Raw genomic sequence first — 24842 nt, 5'->3', positions numbered from 1 at the left:
ACCTGCCGTGGATCCCTATGCCGAACACCCGATTCCAGTCCATTCCCGCCGCCGACCTGACCGCGGTAACCGTGGCACCTGCGGTTTTGCGCCTGCGCGGCGCACTGGCTCGCGGGGCGTGGGCCGGCGCCACGGCGCTCGGTGTCACCTGCGCCAGCGCCATCATGGCATTTCTGCCATCTTCCAACGTCTTTGCCCAGACGGTGCAAAAGGCACCGGCCGGTCCGGCGAGCGTGCCCTCGGCGGCGCCGGCCGCTCCCGCCAAGGCGAGCGCCCCCGGGGCGGACATCGATAGCGAAGACGTTGCGCCGAACGCGAACATTCCCCGTGAAAAGCTTCCGAACGTCGCGCTCACGAGCGAGATCGTCTTCGAAGTGCTTGCCGCCGAGTTGAGCCTGCAACGGGGCAACCTCGCCCCCGCCTTCAATACGTACATTGCCCTGGCCAACCGAACGAAGGATCCGCGCATGGCGCGTCGCTCGGTCGAGATCGCACTGGGCGCTCGCCAGCTCGGCGACGCACTCGTGGCCGCCAAGCTGTGGCATCAGCTCGATCCGTCCTGGCGTCCGGCCACGCAACTGCTCGCGAGCCTTGAGGTCGGCACCGGCCATCTGGCCGAAGCCGAACCGCTGCTGGTCGACGAACTCAACAAGGTACCGGAGGCGCGGCGCGGCCAGGCCGTTCTCGAATTGCAGCAGATGATCGCCCGCGGCCCGGAACGCGCGACGGGCGTCGATTCGCTCAAGCGCATGCTGGCAAACGACATGCAGCGTCCCGAAGCGCAGCTGGCCATCGCGCGTTCGCAGCTCGACGCCGGTGACACCGCCGGCGCGCGTGCATCGCTCGAAACCGCGCTCAGGCTCAAACCGGATTACGAAGCCGCGGCCTTGCTGTACGGACAGATGGGACCATCCGAGCGCACCAGCGCGATCGCCGCGTTGAAAACATTCCTGGACCGCAATCCGGACGCCAAGGAAGCGCGCTTCGCCTACGCCAAGCTGCTGCTTGCCGACAATCAGCTCGACGCCGCGCAAAAGCAGTTCGAAACGCTGGAAAAGCGCTACCCGCACGAACTGTCGACGCTCATGGCGCTGGCGCTGCTGAACCTGCATGCCAATCATCCGAAGCAGGCCGAGCAGTATTTGCAGAAGTACGCGACGGAAGCCGAACAGCAGAACACCGACGGCGCGCAGGCCTACGTCTACCTCGCGCAGATCGCGCAGGACCGCAAGGACTACCCGGCCGCCGACAAGTGGCTCTCGAAGATTCGCGAGGACAGCAACGCCTATCTCCCGGCACAAATCGGTCGGGCACAGTTGCTTGCCGATCAGGGCAAGCTCGAAGAAGGGCGTGCGCTGCTGCATGGCATCAAGTCGAGCGAGCCGCGCGAGCAACTCGCCCTCAAGCGCGCCGAGTCGGATCTGCTCGTCAAATCCAAGCGCTATGACGACGCCGAGAAGCTGCTCGCCGTCGAGGTCAAGAACCATCCGGACGACATGGATCTGCTCTACCAGTACGGCATGGTGGCCGAGCTGAACAAGCACTACGACACGATGGAAAAGGCGATGCGTCGAATCATGACGTCGCAGCCGGAAAACGCGCAGGCGTACAACGCACTGGGCTACTCGCTCACGGAGCGCAATACGCGTCTGCCCGAAGCGCTCAAGCTGCTGCAAAAGGCGTGGGCGCTCTCGCCCGACGATCCGTACATCATGGATAGTCTCGCGTGGGTGAAGTACCGTCTGGGCGACAAGCCGCAAGCGCTCGAACTGCTGCGCCGCGCCTACGGCATTCAGGCACAGGCCGAAATCGGTGCGCACCTCGGTGAGGTGCTCTGGGAGTCGGGCCAGCAGGACGAAGCGCGCAAGACCTGGCGTGAAGCCCTCAAGCTCGATGGCGACGACGACACGCTGCGCTCGACCATGAAGCGTTACAACGTCGCTCCGTAATGCGCATGACGAAACGCTCGATGGTGAAGTCCCAAGGTTTTTTGGCGCGAGCGCCGCGTCGCATCACCTGGCAAATGGCCGCGCGTACAACCGTTCTTGCGATTGCCTGTTCGGCCGCCGTGCTGGTGACGGGCTGTGCAAGTCTGACGCCGCCCGCGCCCGTCGAGCCGATCGCGGGTGTGAGCGTCGAACATTATCGCGGACGCTTTTCCGTGCGCTACGAACAGAACGGCGAAGCACGCAACACGTACGGCAATTTCGACTGGCAGCAGAACGGGGAGAACGCGACCGTTCAGTTGCTCGACCCGCTGGGTCAGACCCAGGCCATTGTGCGCGAAAGCCCGAGACGCGCCTCGCTCGAGTTGCCCGGCAAGGCACCGCTAAGCGGCCCTCGCCTCGAAGACGTCATGCGCGACGCGCTCGGCTTTGCATTGCCGGTGGACGGCCTGCGTTACTGGCTGCATATGCAGGGCGCACCGGGGTCGCAGGCGAGCATCGAGCGCGATCCGCAAACGCAACGTCCCATCCGTCTCAAACAGGACGGCTGGACTATCGACTATCAGGCGTATTTCGACGGGACACCGCTGCGGGTCAAGCGCGTCGATCTCTCGCGCGATCTCGACGGGTCGCCGCTCGCCGTGCGACTCGTGATCGACGAGTAATCGACGGGACACTGGGACACCGCTTGATCGCGACACCGGGCGAGCCTCGACTCGCCGATCGTGCACGGCGCCCACTGCGAGTAAAATGCCGCCTCGGGCAAACGTCTGCCCCCGCGGCTCGCGTCTCCGAACTCCTTCCCTCCGCTTTTACCTCGCCATGTACGAAATCCTGCGTGACTGCCCGGCCCCGGCCAAGCTGAACCTGTTCCTGCATATCGTGGGACGTCGGCCCAACGGCTATCACGAACTGCAAACCGTCTTCCAGTTGATCGACTGGGCCGACACACTGCATTTCGAACGTCGCGACGACGGCCGGATCGTGCACACGAACCCGCTGCCGGGCGTGCCGCCGGAGACGGACCTGACCGTGCGCGCCGCGCAACTGCTGCAAGCCCACTGCGGCGTGCGCTTCGGTGTGGATATCGGCATCGAGAAGCGATTGCCGGCCGGCGGCGGCATCGGCGGCGGCAGTTCCGACGCGGCCACTACCCTGCTGGCGCTCAACCGTATGTGGCAGCTCGATCTGCCGCGCGAAACGCTTCAGACGCTAGCGCTGCAACTGGGCGCGGACGTGCCGTTTTTTGTCTTCGGCCGCAATGCGTTCGCGCAGGGCCTCGGGGAAGACTTGCAGGCCATCGATTTGCCCCAGCGACACTTTCTTGTCGTGAATCCGCGCACGCACGTCGCCACCAATAAAATATTTAGCGATCCCCTGTTGACAAGGGATTCGAAGATCGTCACAATGGCGTTCTTTCTTGAGCACGCCAGCAAAAACGTGTTCGAAACGGATGGAATCTTCCGTAACGACATGCAGGCGGTTGTCACTCGAGAATACGCGGAAGTCGCTGCTGTGATTGACTGGTTCAGAACCTTCACCACTGCGCGTATGACGGGATCCGGCGCCAGCGTCTTTGCGGTATTCGACGCGAAGGCTGAAGCGGAAGCGGCATGCAAGCGATTGCCAGAGCGCTGGATCGGTCAAGTGACCACTAGCCTGGCCGAACATCCAATGTTCGCCTTCGCGTAGAAAAGTTTTACTTTGTTGCGTTTCCTACGACGCAGCGAAGGCATCGGTTAGTGTAGGGGAGTCGCCAAGTTGGTTAAGGCACCGGATTTTGATTCCGGCATACGAGGGTTCGAGTCCTTCCTCCCCTGCCAATTTCTCTGTCGTAAAGTCTCAGCATCCACACGTCCCGCAGGTAGCCAGATGAGTAGTGATAACCTGATGGTATTCACCGGGAACGCCAATCCCGCCCTGGCCCAAGCGGTCGTCGACACTCTCGGTATCCCGCTTGGCAAAGCCATGGCCAGCCGGTTCTCGGATGGTGAGATTCAGGTCGAAATCCAGGAAAACGTGCGCGGCAAGGATGTTTTCGTCCTCCAGTCGACGTGTGCCCCGACGAACGACAATCTGATGGAACTGATGATCATGGTCGATGCGCTCAAGCGCGCGTCTGCCGGCCGGATCACCGCCGCCATCCCGTATTTCGGCTATGCCCGTCAGGATCGCCGCCCCCGCTCGGCGCGCGTGGCGATCTCGGCGAAGGTCGTGGCCAACATGCTGCAAATCGCGGGCGTCGAACGCATCATCACGATGGACCTGCACGCCGACCAGATTCAGGGCTTCTTCGATATCCCGGTCGACAACATCTACGCTTCGCCGCTGCTGCTGCAAGACGTGCGCGCGCAGAATCACGAAAACCTGCTGGTGGTGTCGCCGGACGTCGGGGGTGTGGTTCGTGCCCGTGCCCTCGCCAAGCAGCTGCACTGCGATCTGGCCATCATCGACAAGCGTCGTCCGAAGGCCAACGTCGCGGAAGTGATGAACATCATCGGTGAAGTCGAAGGCCGTACCTGCGTCATCATGGACGACATGGTCGACACCGCCGGCACGCTGTGCAAGGCTGCACAGGTGCTGAAGGAACGTGGCGCGAAGAAGGTGTATGCCTACTGTACGCACCCGGTGCTCTCGGGGGGTGCCGCAGCCCGCATCAACGCGTCGGAACTCGACGAAGTGGTCGTGACCGACACGATTCCGCTGCGCGACGATTCGAAGGGCGGCAAGATTCGTCAACTGAGCTGCGCGAACCTGCTGGCCGAGACGTTCTCGCGTATCCGTCGTGGCGACTCGGTGATGTCGCTGTTCGCGGAATAAGCGTTCGGTATAGTTTTTGCGACGGCGCCTGTGTGGCGCCGTTGTTATGTCGGCGGGGGCCTGTCCCCGCCTTTGTCGTTCCTGAGACCTGCATTTTTTCGCGGGATTTTCGGGAAGAAATCGCTGCCTGGTCGCGGGCAGTCCAAGGAGTTGTTATGAAAGTCGTCGCTTTTGAGCGCAATCTGCAAGGTACGGGTGCGAGCCGCCGCCTGCGCAATGCCGGTAAGACCACGGGCATCGTGTACGGTGGTAACGTCGATCCGAAACTGATCGAACTCGATCACAACGCACTGTGGCACGCCCTCCGCAAGGAAGCCTTCCACTCGTCGATCCTCGACCTGGAAATCGCTGGCAAGTCCGAACAAGTGCTGCTGCGCGATGTGCAGTACCACCCGTTCAAGCAACTGGTTCTGCACGTGGACTTCCAACGCGTCGATCCGAACAAGCCGATCCACGTCAAGGTGCCCCTGCACTTCCTGGGCGCGGATAACGCCCCGGCCGTGAAGCTGGCTTCGAACGTGATCAGCCACACGCTCAACGAACTGGACGTCAGTTGCCTGCCGGGCAAGCTGCCGGAATTCCTGGAAGTCGACCTGTCGAAGCTGGAAGCCGGCAAGACGGTTCATGCCAAGGACGTCAAGCTGCCCGCCGGCGTGACCCTGACGCTGCACGTCGAGCAAGAAAACCCGGTCGTCGCACAAGCCGTGCAACCGGCTGGTGCCGCTGCTGACGAAGCGGCTGCTTCGGCTGAAGGCGAAACGCCGGCTGCCTAAGCCTCGTTCGCAGCATTCAGCGGCGACGCTGGACGCAAGACCCGCCGCGACGTCATGTCCGGCGGGTTTTTTTATGGCGGTGCGCATGCCACCATGGCGTGTACCCAAATCCTGATACCGAAATGATCAAGCTGATCGTAGGGCTCGGCAATCCGGGCGCCGAATATACAGCGACGCGTCACAATGCGGGCTTCTGGTTCGTTGACGCGCTGGCGCAGCAATGCGGCGCCTCGCTCAGCAGCCAAAAGAACTTTCACGGCTTCGCCGCGCGGGCGCGCATTGCCGGACAGGAAGTTTGGCTGCTCGAACCACAGACCTTCATGAACCGTTCGGGCCAATCGGTCGTTGCGCTCGCGCGCTTCTACAAGATCCTGCCGGACGAAATTCTCGTCGTCCACGATGAACTCGATCTGTTGCCCGGCACCGTCAGACTCAAACGCGGCGGGGGCACCGGTGGCCACAACGGCCTGAAGGACATTGCCGCGCACCTGAGCACGCCGGAATTCTGGCGTCTGCGCCTTGGCATCGGCCACCCGCGCACGCTGCAACCGGCCGGTAGTCAGCAACAGGTCGCCGACTTCGTGCTCAAGCCACCGCGCAGGGAAGAGCAGGCCGAGATCGACGACGCCATGTCGCGGTCGCTCGACATCGTCGATCTGGTAATCAAGGGCGATATGGAAAAGGCGATGATGCGCTTGCACGCAGCGCCGGGGAAGTAAGCGGTTCGAACGCCCGGAACAGGACACGAACGCCACGAGCGGCATGCACGCCGCTCACGCTATGCCCTCACATCACGACGGACGTCAGGCCGATTTGGCCGCCTGGAGATGGGTGTATTTTTCGAGCAGTTGCGCGGGCGTCTCGACGTGCTCGGGATTGATGGGAATGCACTCGACCGGGCACACCTGCACGCACTGCGGTTCGTCGAAGTGACCGACACACTCCGTGCACTTGTTCGGATCGATCTCATAGATCTCGACCCCCATCGAAATTGCGTCGTTCGGGCACTCGGGCTCGCATACGTCGCAATTGATGCATTCGTCGGTAATCATCAGCGCCACTGTCGACTCACTTTCCTCTGGCCGTTCCAAAACTCACGTGAACCTCCGCGAACGGCGGCCGTTACGGTTCCCGGAACAATGTCTCGATTATACGAAAGTTAGGGGATGTCGACCGAAACCCGCCGCAACGGCCACGGGCATGCCCGCCGTTCACATGCACCGCTTCGTCCGCAGATGGGAAACGGCCAAGGTCGCAAAACTCAACGCCATCATCGACAAAGCGAAGGCCGACGGCCGTTTGAACGCGATGCCCGGCAAATCGAGGCAAACGCCGCTCCCGGCCAGGTTCCTCGTACGGTCGCCAAGACCGGCGTCGTAGCGTAAGTCGTCGAACCCGAGTCATCGAACCCAGGTGAACGCGCCTGGACATGCGCGCAACAAAAAACCCCGCAGAGTGCTGATACGCTGCGGGGTTTTCGCTCGTCGCCGATCTTTCGGCCAGTAGGCTCAGGCCTTGGGCGGCGTCTCGCCGACTTTCGTGACCAGCCATTTTTCGACGGACGGAAACACGAATTTGCTGACATCGCCACCGAGTTGCGCAATCTCGCGCACGATCGTGCCCGAAATGAACTGGTATTGGTCCGATGGCGTCATGAACATGGTCTCGACGTCGGGCAGCAGATAGCGGTTCATCCCGGCCATCTGGAACTCATATTCGAAGTCGGACACGGCACGCAGACCACGCACGATCACACGCGCCTGATGCTTGCGCACGAAGTCCTTGAGCAGACCGGAGAAGCCCTCGACGCTCACGTTCGGATAGTGGCCCAGCACTTCGCGCGCGATGTCGATCCGTTCCTCCAGCGTGAAGAACGGCTTCTTGTTTCGGCTATCGGCCACCCCGACCACGAGTTTGTCGAAAATGCCCGCCGCGCGGCGGACCAGATCCTCGTGCCCTCGGGTCAACGGGTCGAACGTCCCCGGATAGATCGCCACTACCATGCCAACGTCTCCTCGCGGCTGGGGACCGATACTGCGTACTTGTTCATTGTGGTCTCTAGGTTTTCGGAATCGATTCAAGCAAATGATAATGCACCGCTCCAGCTTTCGCGCGGCGCAGGCACGAGAGGCCGCACGCGGCGAGCGCGTCGTCTTCCAGTGGGACGTCGGATTCTGCGTAGATTACCCCTCCCGGGGCCAGCAGCCGCGCGGCAGGTACCAGCAAGTCGTTCAACCAGCCGCTCGCAAATGGGGGATCGAGAAATACCACGTCGAAAACCCCGCCCGAAAGTGTGGTTATCAGGCGTTTCGCATCGGCCTGTACGATCTCGATCTGATCGGCGCCGAGTTTGGCCTGATTGGCGCGTAGCTGGCGAACGGCGGGCGCCGCCGATTCGATCATCAGCACCCGCTGCGCCCCGCGCGAGGCGGCCTCGAAACCGAGCGCGCCGCTACCGGCGAACGCGTCGAGGCATTGCATGCCGGTCAGGTCCTGTCCGAGCCAGTTGAACAGCGTTTCGCGCACGCGATCGGGCGTGGGACGCAGACCGTCGCCCGGCGGCACCGGCAGCGGCGTGCGCTTCCATTGGCCGCCGATGATGCGCACCTGCTGCGGCGCGCCGCGCGCCACGTTACCCGTGCCGGACTTCATACCGCCGCCCTCCGCAATAGGGTTTGGCCGAGCACACCGTCGACGGTGCAAACGTGGGGTTGCGCGTGCCGTTGGGCACGCCTGGGATCCAAAATCATGACAATTCACGCTACATTGTTGAGGCGAAACATACCACATCGCCCGCATCCCATGCCCCACAAGGATTTGCGACGCCTGCGAGCGCGCGTTCATTGGCGGGCGGTGAACGTCCGCGACGGCATCGATGTCCCATCATGGACAGCCGGTGCCGTCATCGCACGCCGTATGCCGTACGCCGAAAGCCGTACGCCTTGCACCGCCAGGTATCGAAGGGACCCGAGACAGCCCAGCCCCCCTGTGTCTGTCCTGCCCCTCAACAACGATAAACAGGAGACCGCCGGATTCGCCATGACCGATGCCGCCATCGAGGTAACCGAGCTATGCAAGGCCTATGACGGCCGCCCCGTGGTCGATCACCTGTCGCTGCGCGTTGCGCCGGGGGAGTGTTTCGGCCTGCTGGGCCCCAACGGGGCCGGCAAAACCACGACATTGCGCATGTTGCTCGGGCTGGTCACGCCCGACACCGGCGAGATCCGTCTCGGCGGCATGTCGGTGCCGCGCCTGGCGCCGCAAGCGCGACGTCGCGTCGGCGTCGTGCCGCAGTTCGACAATCTGGACCCCGACTTCACCGTACGCGAGAACCTCGCCGTCTTCGGCCGCTATTTCGGACTCTCCTCGACCGACATCAAGGAGCGCGTACCCGCGTTACTGGGTTTCGCGCGACTGGAGTCGAAGGCCGACGCGCGCGTGAGCCAGCTCTCGGGCGGCATGAAGCGCCGCCTCACCCTGGCCCGCGCGCTCATCAATAATCCCGACGTGCTGATACTCGACGAGCCGACCACCGGCCTCGACCCGCAGGCACGGCATCTGATCTGGGAGCGTCTGAAATCGTTGATGAACGAAGGCAAGACGATCTTGCTGACGACACACTTCATGGAAGAAGCCGAGCGCCTGTGTCACCGCCTGTGCGTTATCGATGCGGGTTGCAAGATCGCCGAAGGCACGCCGCCCGAACTGGTCGCGCGGGAGATCGGCTGCGATGTCGTCGAAGTCTTTGGCGATGTACCGCCGGGGTTGCTCGCCAGCCTGGCACCGCGCGCCGAACGCATCGAAACCAGCGGCGAGACGCATTTCTGCTACGTGCGCGACGCTGCCCCCATCGTCCATGCCCTGCAAGACATGCCCGGCGTGCGGTATCTGCACCGGCCCGCCAATCTGGAAGATGTCTTTCTCAAGCTCACCGGCCGGGAGATGCGCGATGACTGAACAGGATCGACGCGACACGCGGGACACCGCAAGCGCCTCTCCCTCCACAGCGCACTCCAAGCCCCGTTCCACGACGCATTCCTCATATCACATGCCTATCGCGCCCCCGACAAGAACATCGCCTCCGGGCATCGATGACACCCCGCCCGCCTCTCACCCCCCCGACGCGCCACGCTATCTGCCGGGCGTCACTCCGTGGATGGGCGTGTGGCGACGCAACTTTCTCGTCTGGCGCAAGCTCGCCGTCGCATCGATGTTCGGCAATCTGGCTGATCCCATGATCTATCTCTTCGGCCTGGGGTTCGGTCTCGGCATGATGGTCGGCGACGTCGACGGCACGTCCTACATCGCCTTTCTGGCTGCGGGCACCGTCGGTTCGAGCGTAATGTTCTCCGCGAGCTTCGAGTCGATGTATTCCGGCTTTTCGCGTATGCACGTGCAACGCACATGGGAAGCGCTCATGCATACGCCGCTCACGCTGGGGGATGTCGTACTGGGCGAAGTCGTCTGGGCCGCGAGCAAGGCAGTGCTCTCAGGCGTGGCCATCCTGCTCGCCGGCCTGGCGTTCGCCAGTCTCGCCATGGTCATGACGGCGCTCGCCCCGAGCTACGACTTCTTTATGTTCTACCAGACGCTCGTGATGACCCCGATGCTGCTGCTCTCCGGTGTGTTCTTCCCGCTGTCGCAACTGCCCGCGGCAGCGCGGCATATCACCGAGTGGCTGCCGCTGGCGCATGCGGTGGCGTTGATTCGTCCCGCCATGCTGGGGCGCGCCGTCGAGTTGCCGTGGCTTCACGCCGGCGCACTCGCGATTTACACGCTCGCCGGCTTTGGTGCCGCACTGGTGTTGCTGCGACGGCGAATTCTTCGATAACGCGCCCGATCGAGGCAAGGCGTAGGGCATGGCGCATGGGGCAAGTAGCCCCGCCACGCCGGCAACGGCATGCCCCGGCTCACTGTGTCCGCATGCGGGTCGGTGGCGCAGGTGTCGCACTCGGGGCCGCGGCACCGGCGCTGGCCGCACCGAAGACGTTGCTGGGGCCGACGACGACAGTCGCCAGACGGTCCGGTTGCACGTGACGTGCAAAGGCGTCCTTCACCTGCGCGGCGGTGACCGCTTCAACCCGGGCCGTCCACGTATCGAGATAGTCCAGCGGCAAATTGTAGAAGCCGATGGCGGCCACATTGGCCAGCAGCTTGCGATTGCTGTCGAGCCGCAGCGGGAAGCCGTTCGTCAGATTGTCCTTCGCGGCCTTCATTTCCTCATCCGTCGGCCCGTTCTGCACGAACTTCGCAAGCGTTTCCCGCACGACCTTCAGTGCTTCGGGCGCTTGCTCGCGACGCGTTTGCAAGTTGATCTCGAACGGCCCTTCCTGCAACTGCGGCATGAACCCGCTCGACACACCGTACGTCAGACCGCGCTTCTCCCGCACTTCCGCCGTCAGACGCGATACGAAGCCGCCACCACCCAGCACGTAGTTGCCCACGAGCAACGGGAAGTAGTCGGGATCGCTGCGCGCCATCGACGCCTGTCCGGTCGCGATATGCGCCTGCTCGGCCGGGTGCGGCAGATCGATCTGCACCGCACTGCGCAGCGCCGCCACCGGCGGCAACGCCGGCGGCGCAATGCCCGCAGGCATCGCGTCGGTCAACTGTGCGACCAGCTTTTCCGCCTGCGCACGATCGATGTCGCCGACGATGGAGACGACCGCTCGCTTCGGGCTGTACATGTCGCGATAAAAGCGCACCAGATCGTCGCGTTTGACGGCGTTCACGCTGGCGACCGTGGGCGTCACGCCATAGGGATGGCTGCCGTAGATCGCGCTGCGGAACGCCTTCTCGGCAATCGCCTCGGGCTTCGTGTCCTCCTCGGCAATCGCCGACGACAGACGCGCCGTCTCGCGCTTGAGCACCGCTTCGGGGAACGTGGGATGTTGCAGAAACTGCGCAAGCGTATTGACGGCAGCATCGCGCTCGGCAGCCGAGGACAACGTGCGCAGGGTGACGGTTGCGGCATCGCACCCGGCGCTGGTCGCCTCCATCGCGCCGACGTCGGCAAAGCGGTCGGCAATCTGCGCTTCGCTCAGTGCCGCGCGCCCGCCCGCGGCCGACGCGCCGGCATCGAGCAGGCCCGCTGTCAGCAAGGCCAGCCCGGACTTGCCGGGCGGATCGTAGCGGCTGCCCGCATCGAAATCGATATTCAGATCGATCATCGGAATGGAGCGGCTCTCCACGAGCATCACCTTGGCGCCCGACGGAGCGATCCAGCTCTGAATCGGCAACGCGGCATTCGCGGCGAGCGGCATCGACGTCATCAACGCGCCAACGGCAGCCGAAGCCAGCAGTCCCATGCGCGCAGGCGAGAACGCACGCAGCAGTGCGGATATTTTCATCATTCGTGTGGCCCTCTCAGCGCATGTTCTTCAGATCTTCCGCCCCTTGGGCGCGGCGCTTGCGTGTCGCTTCGTCGATCGGCTGCGGCAGCAGCGTCGCCACCGTCAAGGAGGTGTCGCCGAAGTATTTGCCGGCCACCGCCTGCACCTGGGCAGGCGTGACGGCCTTCACCTTTTCGAGCATGCGATCGATCTGACGCCACGAAATCCCCGACATTTCGTTCAGGCCGATTTCCATCGCCTGCCCGAACACCGAGTCGCGCTTGTAGATCTGCGAAGCGACGACCTGCGCCTTCACGCGCTTGAGTTCGTCCTGCGTTACGCCGTGCGCGGCGATGTCGGCGACCTGCGCACGCAACGCCTTCTCGATCTGCTCGGGCGTTTTGCCCTGCGCCGGCGTGGCGTCCATGATGAAGAACTGCGGGCCGCGGCCGACACCGTCATAACTCGCGCCGACATCGTTCGCGATGCGCTGCTCGCGCACCAGACGGCTCGTCAGTCGCGCATTGCCATACCCGTCGAGCACCGCTGCGAGCACTTGCAGGGCATAGACGTCGTCGTCCTTCTCCACATCGGTCAGACGCGGGGCGCGCCAGGCGAGCATCACGTTCGGATTCTCGGCGGGCGCTTTCACGAATACCCGGCGCACGCCAAGCTGCGCCGGTTCGTTCTGCGGACGGCGCTCCGGCAACGTATGCGGCTTGAGCGGCCCGTAGTACTGTTGCGCCAGCGCTTTCACCTGTGCGGGATCCACGTCGCCGCTCACGACCACCACGGCGTTGTTCGGCGCGTACCAACGCTCGTACCAGTCGCGCGCGTCCTGCACGGTCATGTGCTGAAGATCGTCCATCCAGCCAACGATCGGGCGACGGTACGGATTGGCAACGAGTGCGGTCGCCATCAGTTGTTCGTAGAGCAGTGCGCGTGGCTGGTCGTCCGTGCGAAGACGGCGCTCCTCCATCACGACCTGAATCTCTTTGGCAAATTCGTCGGCCGAGAGCGACAGGTTCGCCATGCGGTCGGCCTCGAGACGCATCATCTCCGGCAGACGCGACTTCTCTGTCTGCTCGAAATAGCCGGTGTAGTCCTTGCTGGTGAAAGCGTTCTCCCGGCCGCCGAGCGCGGCGACCTGACGTGAAAACTGGCCCGGTCCGACCGTTTTGGTGCCCTTGAACATCATGTGTTCGAGCGCATGGGCGACGCCCGTGGTGCCATTGAATTCGTCGAGCGACCCGGCGCGGTACCAGACCACGTGAGCCACCGTCGGTGCCCGGTGGTCTTCGCGCACGATCAGCCGCAGGCCGTTCTCCAGCGTGAATTCCGAAGTGTTATCCGCCGTCTTGCTGCCGCCGTTGCCAACGGCGTCGGCAGCATGGCTCAGGCTCATCACCCCTGCCAGAGCCAATCCGGCAAAGGCGTATCGCCAGCGCATGGTTCCCGTCATGGATCCCCTTTCGCCCTTCATGGACGTCGATTCGCGTCTGATAAAATACGTCGCATTTCCCGCGTCGGAAACAACGACCCGCCCATTGTAGGGCGTTTTGTGCGGCGCGAATGGCACGACAAATCATAGCCGCACGCCGATCGCGCGCCCCCACGTTGAGTTCTTCACCCCATGTTTAGTTTCTTCAAGCGCTTCAAGTCAGGCGGTAACAAGGCCGCCGAGACTGGCCCCGCACCGACCGGATCGCCGGAATTGCCCGACGCGAACGCGCCGGTCCCGTCGACGCAAAGCCAGCAGGCGCCCTCACAATCGCAGTCGCCGCAGGCCGCACCGATCGAACCGGTCCAGCCGGCACACGCCGCACCGGCACCGCAATCCACGCCATCGACCCCGGCCCCGGCCGCAGGACCGGTCGAATCCGCGCCGCGCACCGTCGAAAATAAGGCACAGTCCGAATCCGCTCAAGCCGAAATCCCAATGCGGGAAGCGCCGGGAGCGCCAGGAGCACCGATTACGTCCGCCCCGGCGCCGCAAGTAACGCCCGCGCCGGTGGACCTCACGTCCGCCACGTCGGGCCAGGCCGTTGCCCCCGTCGAAGCCGTCGAAGCCGTCGAAGCCGTCGAAGCCGTCGAAGCTGTCGAAACCATCGAAGCCGTCGAACCGGCGCAGGCGCCAGAACCCGTCGCGCCGCCCCCGGCTCCCGTCGTCGTCAAGGACTCGGATGGCGAAGTTATCGGCGAGATCGTTTCCGCCCCTGCACCGGCACCGGCGGCCAAGCGTTCGTGGCTCACCCGCCTGAAGGCCGGTCTGTCGAAGACGAGCGCAGGTCTCACGGGCATTTTCGTCGGCGTGAGGGTCGATGAGAATCTGTTCGAAGAACTCGAAGGCGCGCTGCTGATGAGCGACGCCGGTGTGGAAGCCACCACCTATCTGCTCGACGCACTGCGCAAGAAGGTCAAGGCCGAACGGCTGACGGAGGGCGCGCAGGTCAAGCGCGCACTGCACGACCTGCTGGTCGAGTTGCTGCAACCGCTGGAGCAAAGCCTCGTGCTCGGGCGCGAAGCGCCGCTGGTCGTGATGATCGCAGGCGTGAACGGTGCCGGGAAGACAACCAGCATCGGCAAGCTCGCCAAGCACTTCCAGCACTACGGGCAATCCGTGCTGCTCGCCGCCGGCGACACGTTCCGCGCGGCCGCCCGCGAGCAGCTGGCCATCTGGGGCGAACGTAACAACGTTGCCGTCGTTGCGCAGGAAAGCGGCGATCCGGCCGCTGTCGTGTTCGACGCCGTGAGCGCCGCTCGCGCCCGCAAGATCGACATCGTGATGGCAGACACGGCAGGCCGTCTGCCCACGCAGTTGCATCTGATGGAAGAACTCAAGAAGATCAAGCGCGTGCTGGGCAAGGCCGCCGACGGTGCGCCGCACGAAGTTCTGCTGGTCATCGACGCCAACACCGGCCAGAACGCGCTCGCGCAGGTCAAGGCGTTCGACGACGCGCTCAAACTTACCGGCCTTATCGTGACAAAGCTCGACGGCACCGCCAAGGGCGGAATCCTCGCGGCGATTGCCCGTCAGCGGCCGGTGCCCGTGTATTTCATCGGCGTGGGCGAAAAGGTCGAAGATCTGCAACCGTTCTCGGCACGCGAATTCGCCGACGCGCTTCTGGGCTGACCCGGCGCGCACTTCGCAGCGGGTCGCACCACGCAATACCTACCACGCAATACGTACCACGCACCCCGCACCGAGACGCCGCACGCGACCGGCCCGCACACATTCGTGGCGGGCCGTTGGCTTTTCGGCCGCCGGTAACGCCGTTACCGTCACACCTGCTGGGCGACGAGTCCGGCGCAAAGTCCCCACATCATCAGACCGACGATACCGTCGAGAATTTGCCACGCGCGCGCGCGCGAAAAGAGCGGTGCGAGCAATCGTGCGCCATAGCCCAGCGCGGCGAACCACAGCACCGAGGCCATCATCGCGCCGCCTGCGAACCACACGTTGCCAGGCGCGGCCTCACGCGCCCCGATACCACCGAGCAGGATCACCGTGTCGAGATAGACGTGCGGGTTGAGTATCGAGAGCATCAGCACAAGCACAGCCGCGCGCTGCCACGACATCTCCTGCGTCGCGGCCCGGCTGCCGTCCGCCTGCAACACGCCCGCGCCACGAAACGCCGCGCGCCACGCGCGCAAACCGTAGAGGAACAGGAACGCCGCCCCACCCCATGTCACGATGGTGATGAAGGCCGGATAAGCGGCGATCAGTCCCCCCATACCGGCCACGCCGGCCGCGATCAGCACCATGTCGCAGACCGCGCAAACCGTCACGACGATTCCGACGTGGCGCTTCAGAATGCCCTGGCGCAACACGAACGCGTTTTGCGCGCCGATGGCCATGATGAGGCTGGCGCCAAGCGCCATGCCCCGCCAGAATGCGGGATCGATCATTTGGCGGACTCGGCGTCGGGTTGCGCCTCCGGTGCAGCGCGACGGAAGGCGTCGAGCGTGCTGCAATGCGCGTCGATGGCCGCAAGGCGCGGGAAGGGCGTCATGTCCACCTTGAAACGCATGGCGTTGTAGATCTGCGGGATCAGGCAGCAGTCCGCCAGCGTCGGCGTATCGCCGACGACGAACTTGCCCGGCGAGGCCTGCGCTGCCAGACGCGCTTCCAGCGCCTTGAAACCTTCCACGATCCAGTGCACGTACCAGGCGTTCTTCTGCTCCTCCGTCACGCCCATGTCGTGTTTGAGAAAGCGCAGCACGCGCAGATTGTCGATCGGGTGGATGTCTGCCGCGATGTCCAGCGCCAGCGCACGGACCTGCGCACGCGCCACGGGATCGGCTGGCAGAAGCGCCGGCGCCGGATGCACCTCTTCGAGATACTCGATGATGGCCAGCGACTGATGGATGTTCACGTCGCCGTCGACGAACGTGGGCACCAGCCCGTTCACATTGAGCGCGCGGTACGCCGGTTTGAGCTGCTCTCCGCCATCGCGCACCAGATGCACCGGCACGATGTCGTAATCGAGCCCTTTCAGATTCAGAGCGATACGCACACGATACGCGGCGGAACTGCGGAAATAGCTGTACAGCGTGGACATGGCAGACCTCGAAAGCGGAAATTGGGGGTGAAATGCGGCGAACGCGCCAGCCACGACCGCCATACGGGGGTGCCGGGCGTCGCGTCCGAACCCGAGATGGTACTGCAAGCACTGGCCGCGATGACATTTGATTGCGTATGATGGAAAGACACCGCCGGGCGGACCGCTGGCCATTCCTGCCGCCGCTGCGCTGGCGCCCCACTCAACGACGATGGAAGCGTCATGACCGCCACCGCCTCATTTGCCTGCGCCCCGCTGCTCAAGATCATCGCCCGGGGGGCCAAAGGCGCCCGTGCACTGAGCGCCGACGAAACCCGCACGCTGTTCGACGCCATCCTCGCCGATCGCGTGTCGCCCGCCGAATTGGGCGGCGTGCTGATCGCTTACCGGATCAAGGGCGAGACCCCGGTCGAGCTGCGCGCCATGCTCGACGCCGCGCACGCCACGTTCACGCCGCTCACCGCGCCCGCCGACGCGCCTCCGCCCGTGCTGCTGCCCAGCTACAACGGCGCGCGCAAGCAGCCGAATCTCACGCCGCTGCTCGCCTTGCTGCTCGCGCGCGACGGCATTCCGGTACTGGTGCACGGCCAGCATCACAGCGGCGCAAATCGCACCGGCACACAGGCGATCTTTTCGGAACTCGGTTACCCCGCCAGCGGCTCGGCCGCCAACGCGCAGGAGGCCTTGTGCACCCGGCGTGTCGCCTATCTGCCGCTCGCCTCGCTATCGCCCGCGCTGGAACGTCTGCTCGAAATGCGCGCACCATTGGGCGTGCGCAACTCGGGGCATACCGTCGTCAAACTTCTGCAGCCGTTCGCGGGACCTGCGCTTCGGCTGGTGAACTATACGCATCCGGAATATCGGGAGACGCTTGGCGAAATGTTCGCCGTTGCCGAAAACAGCCCCGGCCCGGGCGTTTTGCTGGCGCGGGGCACGGAGGGCGAACCGGTAGCGGACGCCCGTCGTCAAACCGCCATCGAAGGGTACTCGGACGGGACTTACCGCCTGTGGCAGGCGGCGGAGGAAGGCGCCACCGGCGTGCCGCCGCCGCTGCCCGCCGCCGACGCTCCGGCGACCGCCCGTTGGATCGAGGCCGTGCTGGCGGGCGACCTCCCGATACCCGCGCCCATCGCGCGTCAGGTGGAAGTGATCCGTCGGGCGATTGGAGTTGCCGGGTGACGAACGGGGTGGGGCGGCGGCAATGGGCGTGCCGTCGTCTTGTCAGCCTTTACGTCGAAATATCCGCACAACACCGGTCAACTCGTGCGAATTTCGATGCAATTCCGAAAGACGATGATAATAATCGACTTTTTCCGGAACAATTCGTCCCGAAATGCGTCAAAGCTTTTGTTTTGGAGAGGACGCCCGAAGCGTAACGGGCGAGGCCGCCGCTGACGAAGGAAGCGTCACCGGCATGTCATTCCGGCGACGCCATACGGGTCGCCTGCCATGAGATCAGATGCCAGACCCCGGCTTCAAGCACATGGACCGCGGTGTACATCATCAGGGAATTCAGCGAGCCGGTTGCCGTTTCCAGTTCGACATCGAGCTTGCCGGTCACCACGACGGTGTCGCCGAATTGGCGCAATTCCTGCCCGGTCACGTCGATGGCGGCGTATTTGCGGCGACCAGAGCTGAGCGCATTGAGGAATTCGGTTTTCGATTCGCGTTTTCCGTTCGAATGGACGTAATGGAGTCCATCGGCGAGCAGCGTGCTCAACTTGTCAACGTCGCACTCGATCATCGCCTCGAAGCGCTCCGACTCGCGTCGCCGCACCTCGTCAATGTGCTTCCCAGCCATGCTGACCTCCCGTCTTCGCCATCCATATGCGCACGCGGCTTGGGTTGCAATTTACACCATCCGAGTCACGTTTGCGCCAGTGACTTCTCCCGTTTGACGGGGGGTGCTGGAAAACCCCGAGACGCCGGAAACTTCCCGTCCGGTAAGGGTTCTAACGTCTTTAGCACTCATCAAAAGAGAGTGCTAAAATGCTTTCCCAGAGGCTAACCAGGAGTCCACCACTTGAGTACTGCCGCCAACAAGCATCCGACGACGCCGGCCACCGGCACGGCGCCGACTTCGCGTGCCCTAGCTCTCGCCCCGTCGGCTTTGATGCTGCCGGGCAGTCTGGGCAATATCGACAGCTACATTCAGGCTGTCCATCGCATTCCCATGCTTTCCGCCGAGGAAGAGCAGTCGCTCGCCAAGCGTCTGCGTGAAAACGACGACCTCGAAGCCGCCCGCCAGCTCGTGCTCTCGCACCTGCGTCTGGTGGTATCGATCGCGCGTAACTACCTTGGCTACGGTCTGCCCCACGCCGACCTGATTCAGGAAGGCAATATCGGTCTGATGAAGGCTGTGAAGCGTTTCGACCCGGCGCAGGGTGTGCGTCTGGTGTCGTATGCCATGCATTGGATCAAGGCCGAAATCCACGAGTACGTGTTGAAGAACTGGCGCACGGTCAAGGTCGCCACGACCAAGGCTCAGCGCAAGCTGTTTTTCAACCTGCGCAGCCAGAAGCAGGGCTTGCAGGCCTTCACGCAGGAAGAGATCGATCAGGTCGCCCGCGACCTGAACGTCAAGCGTGAAGATGTCGTCGAGATGGAAACGCGCATGTCGGGTGGCGATATCGCCCTCGAAGGTCACAGCGACGACGGCGAGAGTGCGAGCTTCGCCCCGATCGCCTATCTGGCCGACTCCCACCAGGAGCCGACCGCCGTGATCGCCGCACGTGAGCGTGACCATCTGCAAAGCGACGGTCTGCAAACCGCCCTCGCCCGGCTCGATCCGCGCAGCCGCCGCATCATCGAGGCGCGCTGGCTGTCGGTGGCCGACGACGGCAGCGGTGGTGCCACGCTGCACGAACTGGCCGATGAGTTCGGCGTATCCGCCGAGCGTATTCGTCAGATCGAAGTCGCGGCGATGAAGAAGATGAAAGGCGCCCTGCAAGCGTTCGCGTAACTCCCGGCCGGGAACACCGTCGGGCATGCCGGCGTCGCACGGCCCGCTTGCGGGACTCGTTTGCGACACGCGACAAATTGCCACACGGCCCCCCGGTCCGTGCCGGTCTAACATTGCCGGCAACCAAGCCCCGTGCGCTTCACGGGGCTTTTTTATTGGGTGTCGAAAGTTCACGCCCCATCTGCGCGACACTTGATGCATCGCAAGGTCGCCCGAAAGCGCGGCCGATAGAATCGGCTCGTACGTGGCCATGCTACGTGCGAAGGACGGCCCGGGGGCCGTTCGCCGCGCCGAAACCTCGTCTCGAATCCGCTTCTCATCCGCCGGCATCGCCAGCGGCGGATCCGCATCGAACCAGCGTCATCTGCGTGTCATCCGCCCCCGCGCGCTGCGGTTTGACATTTTCAAGCGATAAGGCAAAATGCGCCGAAAGTCGACGCTGTTTCCGACACACGACTTTCGACGCCAGGAGCCGTCACGGATGGACACCCACTCTCCTAGCAGTCCTAAGCCACTCGCCACGGCCGCACGCGCCGCCGCGCCCCCGGCAAACACGCCCGCCGCCGGCGTACTCGCCTGGATGGTTCGGCGCTGGCGCACCCGGCCTTCCCGTTTCGCCCTCGAAATCCTGATCGTGCTCGCGATCAAGGTAGTACTCCTGTTTATCCTGAAGCACGCGTTCTTTGGCGCCCCGATGGCAAAGCATATGCAGTTGCCGCCGGACGTCGTGGCCCGCGCCCTGATCGGGCCGCAGGCCGTCGAAGCGCAGTCCCCCACCAAAAATCAAGGTGTCCGCCATGATCAGTAGCGAAGTCGTCGACCTCTCGCGCTTGCAGTTCGCCATAACGGCGCTGTATCACTTTCTGTTCGTCCCGCTCACATTGGGCCTGTCGTGGCTGCTCGTCATCATGGAATCGGTCTATGCGATGACCGGCAAGCAGATCTACAAAGACATGACCCAGTTCTGGGGCAAGCTCTTTCTGATCAACTTCGCCATGGGCGTGACCACCGGTCTCACGCTCGAATTCCAGTTCGGCACCAACTGGGCCTACTACTCTCATTACGTCGGCGACATCTTCGGGGTGCCGCTGGCCATCGAGGGGCTGATGGCGTTCTTCCTCGAAGCGACGTTCGTGGGTCTGTTCTTCTTCGGATGGAACAAGCTCTCGCGCATCGGCCACCTCGCGACGACGTTCGCCGTGGCGCTCGGCTCCAATCTCTCGGCGTTGTGGATTCTGGTGGCGAACGGCTGGATGAACAATCCGGTCGGTGCGCACTTCAACTACGAGACCATGCGCATGGAGCTCAACAGCATCTGGGAAGTGGTCTTCAACCCGGTGGCGCAGGTGAAGTTCGTGCATACGCTCTCCGCCGGCTACGTGACCGCCGCCATGTTCGTGCTCGGCATTTCCGCGTGGTACCTGCTCAAGCGGCGCGACGTGCCGTTCGCCTTGCGCTCGTTCGCGGTCGCAGCGGGCTTCGGTCTGGCGTCCACCCTCTCCGTGATCGTGCTCGGCGACGAATCCGGTTACACCACCGGCGAAGTGCAGAAGGTAAAGCTCGCGGCCATTGAAGCGGAATGGGAGACGGCCAGGCCGCCCGCGTCGTTCACGCTGTTCGGCTTGCCGAACCAGAAGGAAGAGCGCACCGATTATGCCGTGAAGATTCCCTGGGCAATGGGGCTGATTGCCACGCGCTCGGTCGATACGCCGGTGATCGGTCTTACGCAACTGCGCGACGAGCACAAGGACAACATCAAGCGCGGCATGCTCGCCTTCGCGGCGCTTGAGAAGCTGCGTGGCGGCGATACGTCGCCGGCCGTGCGCGCCGAGTTCGAAAAGTACAAGGACGACCTCGGTTACGGCCTGTTGCTCAAGAAATACACGCCGAACGTCGTCGACGCCACGCCGGAGCAGATCCACATGGCGGCCAACGACACGATCCCGCCGGTCGCGCCCGTGTTCTGGTCGTTCCGCATCATGGTCGGCCTCGGCTTCCTGTTCCTGTTCACATTCCTTTGGGCCTTCTGGCTGTGTGCGCGCCGCCGTCTGCTCAAGCCGCGTGCGGCGTGGTTCCTGCGCTGGTGCGTGTGGGCGATTCCGCTGCCGTGGCTCGCTGCCGAATTCGGCTGGATCGTGGCCGAAGTAGGGCGTCAGCCGTGGACCATCGCGGGCATTCTGCCGACCCATCTCTCGACGTCGTCGCTCGCTGCCAGCGATCTGTACATGAGCCTCGCGGGCTTCATCGTCTTCTACACCGCGCTGCTCGTCATCGAAATGTTCCTGATGGTGAAGTACGTCAAGCTCGGCCCGTCGTCGCTGCACACCGGCCGCTACCACTTCGAGACCGAAGGCGTGCAAGGCACGCATGGTACGCACGGCACTGCCATCGGCAGCGATCGTCCGGCCGCTTCGGTCTGATCGTCAGGGAGACACGACATCATGATGATCGATTACACCGTACTCAAGCTGATCTGGTGGGTGCTCGTCGGCGTGCTGCTGATCGGCTTCGCTTTCTTCGACGGCTTCGACATGGGCACCGGCACGCTGCTGCCCTTTCTGGGCAAGACCGACGCGGAGCGACGCGTCATCATCAACACCGTCGCCCCCACGTGGGAGGGCAATCAGGTGTGGTTCGTGACGGCGGGCGGCGCGATGTTCGCCGCGTGGCCGCTCGTCTATGCCGCGGCCTTCTCAGGGCTGTACTGGGCGTTGCTGCTCGTGCTGTTCGCGCTGTTTCTGCGGCCGGTCGGTTTCGACTATCGCAACAAGCTGCCGAGTGCTCGCTGGCGGAACTCATGGGACTGGGCGCTGTTCGTCGGCAGCACCGTGCCCTCGCTCGTGTTCGGCGTGGCCTTCGGCAACCTGCTGCTCGGCCTGCCGTTCTCATTCGACAACACCCTGCGCTCGACGTACACCGGCTCGTTCTGGGCATTGCTCAATCCGTTCGCGCTGCTGTGCGGGCTGGTGAGCCTGCTCATGCTGCTCACCCACGGTGCGGCACACCTGCGCATGAAGGCCGACCCGGTCGTGGCCGAGCGTGCCGGACGCATCATGCGCCTCACCGCCCTGGGCACGCTGCTGTTGTTCCTCGTGGCGGGTGGACTGATCGCCACCCACGTCGACGGCTTCGCCATCACCCGGATGGGCGCGACCGACGCACCGGCCAACCCGCTCATGAAGCAGGTCACCACCGGCCCGGGCCTCTGGCTCACGAACTATCAAACGTACCCGTGGATGATGGTCGCACCGATCGTCGCGTGTCTGTGCGCGCTGCTTGCCGCACTGCTCGCCACGAGCCGCACCTATGCGTGGACGTTCGTGGTGACCGGTCTGATGATGGCCGGCATCATCCTCACTGCCGGCTTCTCGATGTTCCCGTTCGTGATGCCCTCGGCCACTGCGCCGGGCAGCAGCCTCACGGTCTGGGATGCCACGTCGAGCCAGCTCACGCTGCAAATCATGCTGATCGCCGTGATCGTCTTCCTGCCCATCGTCCTGCTCTACACCGGCTGGGTGTACCGCGTGATCCGTGGGCGCGTGACGATCGAGACGGTCAACGACAACCCGCATACGATGTACTGATCAAGGAGTCGCGACATGTGGTACTTCTCTTGGATGCTCGGCCTCGGCCTCGCGCTCGCGTTCGGCATCATCAACGTGATGTGGTTCGAAGCGCATGACGACCTGGAACGCCGCAGTCAGGAAGGCAGCTGATCCCGGCAGCACCGATCCTCGTCGGCAAAGAAAATCGCGCCTCCAGGGGCGCGGTTTTTTGAGGACAATGCCAGCGATCGATTCAGCTCAACAACGTCTTCAAGTCCTTGGCCATGGCGTCGACCGGCTCGTCCGGACGCATGAACAGGCGCAACTGGCCATTCGGATCGAACACATAGATGCCCGCGGTGTGATCGATGGTGTAGTTGTTCGGTGTCGAGCCTTCGACCTTGTTCACAACGACACGGAACGCCTTGGTAACGGCCTTGAGGGCCGCATCGTCAGCCGGTCGCAGGCCAACGAACGCCGGGTTGAACGCCGGCACGTACTGGCCCATGAGTTCTGCCGTATCGCGCTGAGGATCCACGGTGACGAACAGCACCTGCACGCGCTGCGCGTCATCGGGGCCGAGTTGCTGCATGACCTGGTTGAGCTCTGCCATCGTGGTCGGGCAGACGTCCGGGCAATGCGTATAGCCGAAGAACATCACCACGGCCTTGCCCTTGTAGTCGGCGAGCGTGCGCGTCTTGCCCTGCGGATCCTGCAACGAGAAGTCCTGCGCGAATTCCTTGTTGCCGGTGATGTCGAGACTCGTGAAGGTCGGGCCTTCCTTGCCGCATGCGGCGAGAAGCACGGCAAGTCCCATGAGCCACATCGCGCGGCGCAACCAGATGACAGCAAGTTTCATGAACGCATGACCCCAGAACGTATGGAAAAATCGTCTTCCGAAAATACAACAGGCGCGCCGGCCAGGAATACCGTAACGCGCCCGTCGTCGTGATCCCGCCTGCGGCGAACGAATGTATGCCGAAGCGTCAGCCCAGCAGATAGATCTGCACGTAGTGATCGACCAGCAGCGCGGCAAACAGCAGCGACAGGTAGACGATCGAATAGCGGAACATCGAGCGCGAGAGCTCGTCGGAATACTTGCGCCACAGCTTGACGGCATACCCGAGGAAGATGCCCGAGAGCACCACTGCCGAACCGAGATACAGATAACCGCTCATGCGATGTGCGAACGGCAGCAGCGACACCGCAAACAGCACCACACTGTAGAGCAGGATTTGCAGGCGCGTGTACTTCTCGCCGTGCGTGATCGGCAACATCGGCAGGCCGGAATTCACGTAGTCTTGGCGGCGATAGAGCGCGAGCGCCCAGAAATGCGGCGGCGTCCAGACGAAGATGATGAGCACCAGAATCCATGCGTCGGCTGGCACGGCGCCCGTGACTGCGGCCCAGCCCAGTGCGGGCGGCATGGCCCCGGCGGCGCCGCCGATTACGATGTTCTGCGGCGTGGAGGGTTTGAGGATGATGGTGTAGATGAGCGCGTAGCCAACGAACGTGCCGAGGGTGAGCCACATCGTCAGGGCGTTGGTGAACGTGTAGAGCACCACCATGCCGGCGCCGCCCAGAATCGTCGAGAAGACGATGATCTGCCACGGGGCGATTTCGCCGCGCGCGGACGGACGCCACGCGGTGCGGCGCATGAGCGCGTCAACCCGCTGCTCGATCAGGCAGTTCACGGCGAATGCGGACCCGGCGAGCAGCCAGATACCGATGGTGCCGCCGATCAGCACCTGCCACGGCACCATGCCACGCGTGGACAGGAACATGCCGATCACGGCACAGAAGACGGCGAGCTGCGTCACGCGGGGCTTGGTCAACGCCCAATACTGCGCGATACGGCTGGCCGGCGGATGGGGAAGGGTCGTGCTTTTCATATCTGAAGGC

At 63.7% G+C, this 24842-nt stretch carries 25 protein-coding genes and 1 tRNA gene; 16 read left to right on the top strand and 10 right to left on the bottom strand.

All coding sequences use genetic code 11. The features are described from left to right. Window positions 1–17: 17 nt before the first annotated feature. The 7 genes from AB870_RS02605 (at window position 18) to pth (ending at window position 6258) form a co-directional block, all read left to right on the top strand. Window positions 18–1949, top strand: a complete 1932-nt coding sequence (locus AB870_RS02605) for a tetratricopeptide repeat protein (RefSeq protein WP_053059537.1) — start codon at window positions 18–20, stop codon at window positions 1947–1949. A 20-nt stretch (window positions 1950–1969) separates the two neighbouring features. Then, the gene (locus tag AB870_RS02600) at window positions 1970–2611 is read left to right on the top strand and encodes an outer membrane lipoprotein LolB (protein WP_084663250.1); all 642 of its coding nucleotides are present in this window, start codon (window positions 1970–1972) and stop codon (window positions 2609–2611) included. 157 nt (window positions 2612–2768) lie between these two features. Then, window positions 2769–3638: a 4-(cytidine 5'-diphospho)-2-C-methyl-D-erythritol kinase gene (ispE, locus tag AB870_RS02595; RefSeq protein ID WP_047906820.1), complete on the top strand. Its 870-nt coding sequence runs from the start codon at window positions 2769–2771 to the stop codon at window positions 3636–3638. A 54-nt stretch (window positions 3639–3692) separates the two neighbouring features. Beyond that, a tRNA-Gln gene (locus tag AB870_RS02590) sits at window positions 3693–3769 on the top strand. A gap of 49 nt (window positions 3770–3818) precedes the next feature. Next, the gene (locus AB870_RS02585) at window positions 3819–4766 is read left to right on the top strand and encodes a ribose-phosphate pyrophosphokinase (RefSeq protein ID WP_039395490.1); all 948 of its coding nucleotides are present in this window, start codon (window positions 3819–3821) and stop codon (window positions 4764–4766) included. A gap of 155 nt (window positions 4767–4921) precedes the next feature. Further along, on the top strand, window positions 4922–5539 hold the full coding sequence (locus tag AB870_RS02580) for a 50S ribosomal protein L25/general stress protein Ctc (RefSeq protein ID WP_047906819.1): 618 nt from the start codon (window positions 4922–4924) through the stop codon (window positions 5537–5539). 122 nt (window positions 5540–5661) lie between these two features. Then, on the top strand, window positions 5662–6258 hold the full coding sequence (pth, locus tag AB870_RS02575) for an aminoacyl-tRNA hydrolase (RefSeq protein WP_047906818.1): 597 nt from the start codon (window positions 5662–5664) through the stop codon (window positions 6256–6258). 84 nt (window positions 6259–6342) lie between these two features. Here the strand turns inward: pth and AB870_RS02570 are convergent, their stop codons facing one another. From AB870_RS02570 to rsmD, 3 genes are all read right to left on the bottom strand, one after another. Further along, a complete protein-coding gene (locus AB870_RS02570) occupies window positions 6343–6600 on the bottom strand; it encodes a YfhL family 4Fe-4S dicluster ferredoxin (protein WP_047906817.1) in 258 nt (85 codons plus the stop codon). A gap of 447 nt (window positions 6601–7047) precedes the next feature. Further along, window positions 7048–7542 carry a pantetheine-phosphate adenylyltransferase gene (coaD, locus tag AB870_RS02560; RefSeq protein WP_047906815.1) on the bottom strand — a complete coding sequence of 165 codons (495 nt, stop codon included), beginning with the start codon at window positions 7540–7542 and terminating at the stop codon, window positions 7048–7050. Window positions 7543–7597: 55 nt separating this feature from the next. Further along, window positions 7598–8191 (bottom strand): 16S rRNA (guanine(966)-N(2))-methyltransferase RsmD, encoded by a 594-nt coding sequence (gene rsmD / locus AB870_RS02555; RefSeq protein WP_047906814.1) that lies wholly within the window; start codon window positions 8189–8191, stop codon window positions 7598–7600. Between the two features lie 387 nt (window positions 8192–8578). Here rsmD and nodI point away from each other — a divergent pair, with 387 nt between their 5' ends. Both nodI and AB870_RS02545 read left to right on the top strand, forming a co-directional pair. Further along, entirely contained in the window at window positions 8579–9496 is a 918-nt protein-coding gene (nodI, locus tag AB870_RS02550; RefSeq protein WP_047906813.1) for a nodulation factor ABC transporter ATP-binding protein NodI, read from the top strand. A gap of 91 nt (window positions 9497–9587) precedes the next feature. Beyond that, on the top strand, window positions 9588–10370 hold the full coding sequence (locus AB870_RS02545) for an ABC transporter permease (protein WP_269466246.1): 783 nt from the start codon (window positions 9588–9590) through the stop codon (window positions 10368–10370). A 79-nt stretch (window positions 10371–10449) separates the two neighbouring features. Here AB870_RS02545 and AB870_RS02540 read toward each other — a convergent pair whose 3' ends face one another. Both AB870_RS02540 and AB870_RS02535 read right to left on the bottom strand, forming a co-directional pair. After that, complete coding sequence (locus tag AB870_RS02540) at window positions 10450–11892, bottom strand: M16 family metallopeptidase (RefSeq protein ID WP_053059536.1); 1443 nt, start codon at window positions 11890–11892, stop codon at window positions 10450–10452. A gap of 13 nt (window positions 11893–11905) precedes the next feature. Beyond that, window positions 11906–13333, bottom strand: coding sequence for a M16 family metallopeptidase (locus tag AB870_RS02535; RefSeq protein ID WP_418303982.1), 1428 nt, complete (start codon window positions 13331–13333; stop codon window positions 11906–11908). A gap of 477 nt (window positions 13334–13810) precedes the next feature. On the opposite strand from AB870_RS02535, the gene ftsY reads away from it, so the two are divergent. After that, a complete protein-coding gene (gene ftsY / locus AB870_RS02530; protein WP_157112423.1) occupies window positions 13811–15004 on the top strand; it encodes a signal recognition particle-docking protein FtsY in 1194 nt (397 codons plus the stop codon). 149 nt (window positions 15005–15153) lie between these two features. Here ftsY and AB870_RS02525 read toward each other — a convergent pair whose 3' ends face one another. Together AB870_RS02525 and maiA are read right to left on the bottom strand one after the other, a co-directional pair. Beyond that, the gene (locus tag AB870_RS02525) at window positions 15154–15780 is read right to left on the bottom strand and encodes a LysE/ArgO family amino acid transporter (protein WP_047906811.1); all 627 of its coding nucleotides are present in this window, start codon (window positions 15778–15780) and stop codon (window positions 15154–15156) included. Continuing rightward, the gene (gene maiA / locus AB870_RS02520) at window positions 15777–16433 is read right to left on the bottom strand and encodes a maleylacetoacetate isomerase (RefSeq protein WP_047908711.1); all 657 of its coding nucleotides are present in this window, start codon (window positions 16431–16433) and stop codon (window positions 15777–15779) included. The genes AB870_RS02525 and maiA overlap by 4 nt, the downstream gene beginning before the upstream one ends. Window positions 16434–16655: 222 nt before the next feature. Between maiA and ybiB the strand changes: the two genes are divergently transcribed. Then, entirely contained in the window at window positions 16656–17612 is a 957-nt protein-coding gene (ybiB, locus tag AB870_RS02515; RefSeq protein ID WP_047906810.1) for a DNA-binding protein YbiB, read from the top strand. Between the two features lie 238 nt (window positions 17613–17850). Here the strand turns inward: ybiB and AB870_RS02510 are convergent, their stop codons facing one another. Then, entirely contained in the window at window positions 17851–18234 is a 384-nt protein-coding gene (locus AB870_RS02510) for a nuclear transport factor 2 family protein (protein ID WP_047906809.1), read from the bottom strand. A 312-nt stretch (window positions 18235–18546) separates the two neighbouring features. Between AB870_RS02510 and rpoH the strand changes: the two genes are divergently transcribed. The 5 genes from rpoH to cydX all read left to right on the top strand — a co-directional run bounded on the left by rpoH (window position 18547) and on the right by cydX (window position 23111). Continuing rightward, entirely contained in the window at window positions 18547–19395 is an 849-nt protein-coding gene (gene rpoH, locus AB870_RS02505; protein ID WP_237170105.1) for an RNA polymerase sigma factor RpoH, read from the top strand. Window positions 19396–19876: 481 nt separating this feature from the next. Further along, entirely contained in the window at window positions 19877–20203 is a 327-nt protein-coding gene (gene cydP / locus AB870_RS26235) for a cytochrome oxidase putative small subunit CydP (protein ID WP_064674753.1), read from the top strand. Further along, window positions 20193–21815, top strand: a complete 1623-nt coding sequence (locus AB870_RS02495) for a cytochrome ubiquinol oxidase subunit I (RefSeq protein ID WP_047906807.1) — start codon at window positions 20193–20195, stop codon at window positions 21813–21815. The genes cydP and AB870_RS02495 overlap by 11 nt, the downstream gene beginning before the upstream one ends. A 27-nt stretch (window positions 21816–21842) precedes the next feature. After that, complete coding sequence (gene cydB, locus AB870_RS02490) at window positions 21843–22979, top strand: cytochrome d ubiquinol oxidase subunit II (RefSeq protein ID WP_047908709.1); 1137 nt, start codon at window positions 21843–21845, stop codon at window positions 22977–22979. Window positions 22980–22994: 15 nt separating this feature from the next. Beyond that, window positions 22995–23111, top strand: a complete 117-nt coding sequence (cydX, locus tag AB870_RS02485) for a cytochrome bd-I oxidase subunit CydX (protein ID WP_047906806.1) — start codon at window positions 22995–22997, stop codon at window positions 23109–23111. A gap of 82 nt (window positions 23112–23193) precedes the next feature. On the opposite strand, the gene AB870_RS02480 is transcribed toward cydX, so the two are convergent. After that, window positions 23194–23799 carry an SCO family protein gene (locus tag AB870_RS02480; RefSeq protein WP_047906805.1) on the bottom strand — a complete coding sequence of 202 codons (606 nt, stop codon included), beginning with the start codon at window positions 23797–23799 and terminating at the stop codon, window positions 23194–23196. Window positions 23800–23926: 127 nt separating this feature from the next. Further along, complete coding sequence (gene cyoE, locus AB870_RS02475; protein ID WP_047906804.1) at window positions 23927–24832, bottom strand: heme o synthase; 906 nt, start codon at window positions 24830–24832, stop codon at window positions 23927–23929. Window positions 24833–24842 lie beyond the last annotated feature (10 nt).

This window comes from Pandoraea faecigallinarum, assembly GCF_001029105.3.
GTDB lineage: Bacteria > Pseudomonadota > Gammaproteobacteria > Burkholderiales > Burkholderiaceae > Pandoraea > Pandoraea faecigallinarum.
The sequence above is the reverse complement of the archived record's forward strand: the minus strand, read 5'-3'. Positions and strand labels throughout refer to the sequence as shown.

Excerpts from the sequence above, each read along its gene's own strand:
- AB870_RS02605 (WP_053059537.1), top strand. The coding sequence starts at position 18 with ATGCCGAACACCCGATTCCAGTCCATTCCCGCCGCCGACCTGACCGCG.
- AB870_RS02600 (WP_084663250.1), top strand. The coding sequence starts at position 1,970 with ATGGTGAAGTCCCAAGGTTTTTTGGCGCGAGCGCCGCGTCGCATCACC.
- ispE (WP_047906820.1), top strand. The coding sequence starts at position 2,769 with ATGTACGAAATCCTGCGTGACTGCCCGGCCCCGGCCAAGCTGAACCTG.
- AB870_RS02585 (WP_039395490.1), top strand. The coding sequence starts at position 3,819 with ATGAGTAGTGATAACCTGATGGTATTCACCGGGAACGCCAATCCCGCC.
- AB870_RS02580 (WP_047906819.1), top strand. The coding sequence starts at position 4,922 with ATGAAAGTCGTCGCTTTTGAGCGCAATCTGCAAGGTACGGGTGCGAGC.
- pth (WP_047906818.1), top strand. The coding sequence starts at position 5,662 with ATGATCAAGCTGATCGTAGGGCTCGGCAATCCGGGCGCCGAATATACA.
- coaD (WP_047906815.1), bottom strand. The coding sequence starts at position 7,542 with ATGGTAGTGGCGATCTATCCGGGGACGTTCGACCCGTTGACCCGAGGG.
- rsmD (WP_047906814.1), bottom strand. The coding sequence starts at position 8,191 with ATGAAGTCCGGCACGGGTAACGTGGCGCGCGGCGCGCCGCAGCAGGTG.
- nodI (WP_047906813.1), top strand. The coding sequence starts at position 8,579 with ATGACCGATGCCGCCATCGAGGTAACCGAGCTATGCAAGGCCTATGAC.
- AB870_RS02545 (WP_269466246.1), top strand. The coding sequence starts at position 9,588 with ATGCCTATCGCGCCCCCGACAAGAACATCGCCTCCGGGCATCGATGAC.
- AB870_RS02540 (WP_053059536.1), bottom strand. The coding sequence starts at position 11,892 with ATGATGAAAATATCCGCACTGCTGCGTGCGTTCTCGCCTGCGCGCATG.
- AB870_RS02535 (WP_418303982.1), bottom strand. The coding sequence starts at position 13,333 with ATGACGGGAACCATGCGCTGGCGATACGCCTTTGCCGGATTGGCTCTG.
- ftsY (WP_157112423.1), top strand. The coding sequence starts at position 13,811 with ATGCGGGAAGCGCCGGGAGCGCCAGGAGCACCGATTACGTCCGCCCCG.
- AB870_RS02525 (WP_047906811.1), bottom strand. The coding sequence starts at position 15,780 with ATGATCGATCCCGCATTCTGGCGGGGCATGGCGCTTGGCGCCAGCCTC.
- maiA (WP_047908711.1), bottom strand. The coding sequence starts at position 16,433 with ATGTCCACGCTGTACAGCTATTTCCGCAGTTCCGCCGCGTATCGTGTG.
- ybiB (WP_047906810.1), top strand. The coding sequence starts at position 16,656 with ATGACCGCCACCGCCTCATTTGCCTGCGCCCCGCTGCTCAAGATCATC.
- AB870_RS02510 (WP_047906809.1), bottom strand. The coding sequence starts at position 18,234 with ATGGCTGGGAAGCACATTGACGAGGTGCGGCGACGCGAGTCGGAGCGC.
- rpoH (WP_237170105.1), top strand. The coding sequence starts at position 18,547 with ATGCTGCCGGGCAGTCTGGGCAATATCGACAGCTACATTCAGGCTGTC.
- cydP (WP_064674753.1), top strand. The coding sequence starts at position 19,877 with ATGGACACCCACTCTCCTAGCAGTCCTAAGCCACTCGCCACGGCCGCA.
- AB870_RS02495 (WP_047906807.1), top strand. The coding sequence starts at position 20,193 with ATGATCAGTAGCGAAGTCGTCGACCTCTCGCGCTTGCAGTTCGCCATA.
- cydX (WP_047906806.1), top strand. The coding sequence starts at position 22,995 with ATGTGGTACTTCTCTTGGATGCTCGGCCTCGGCCTCGCGCTCGCGTTC.
- AB870_RS02480 (WP_047906805.1), bottom strand. The coding sequence starts at position 23,799 with ATGAAACTTGCTGTCATCTGGTTGCGCCGCGCGATGTGGCTCATGGGA.
- cyoE (WP_047906804.1), bottom strand. The coding sequence starts at position 24,832 with ATGAAAAGCACGACCCTTCCCCATCCGCCGGCCAGCCGTATCGCGCAG.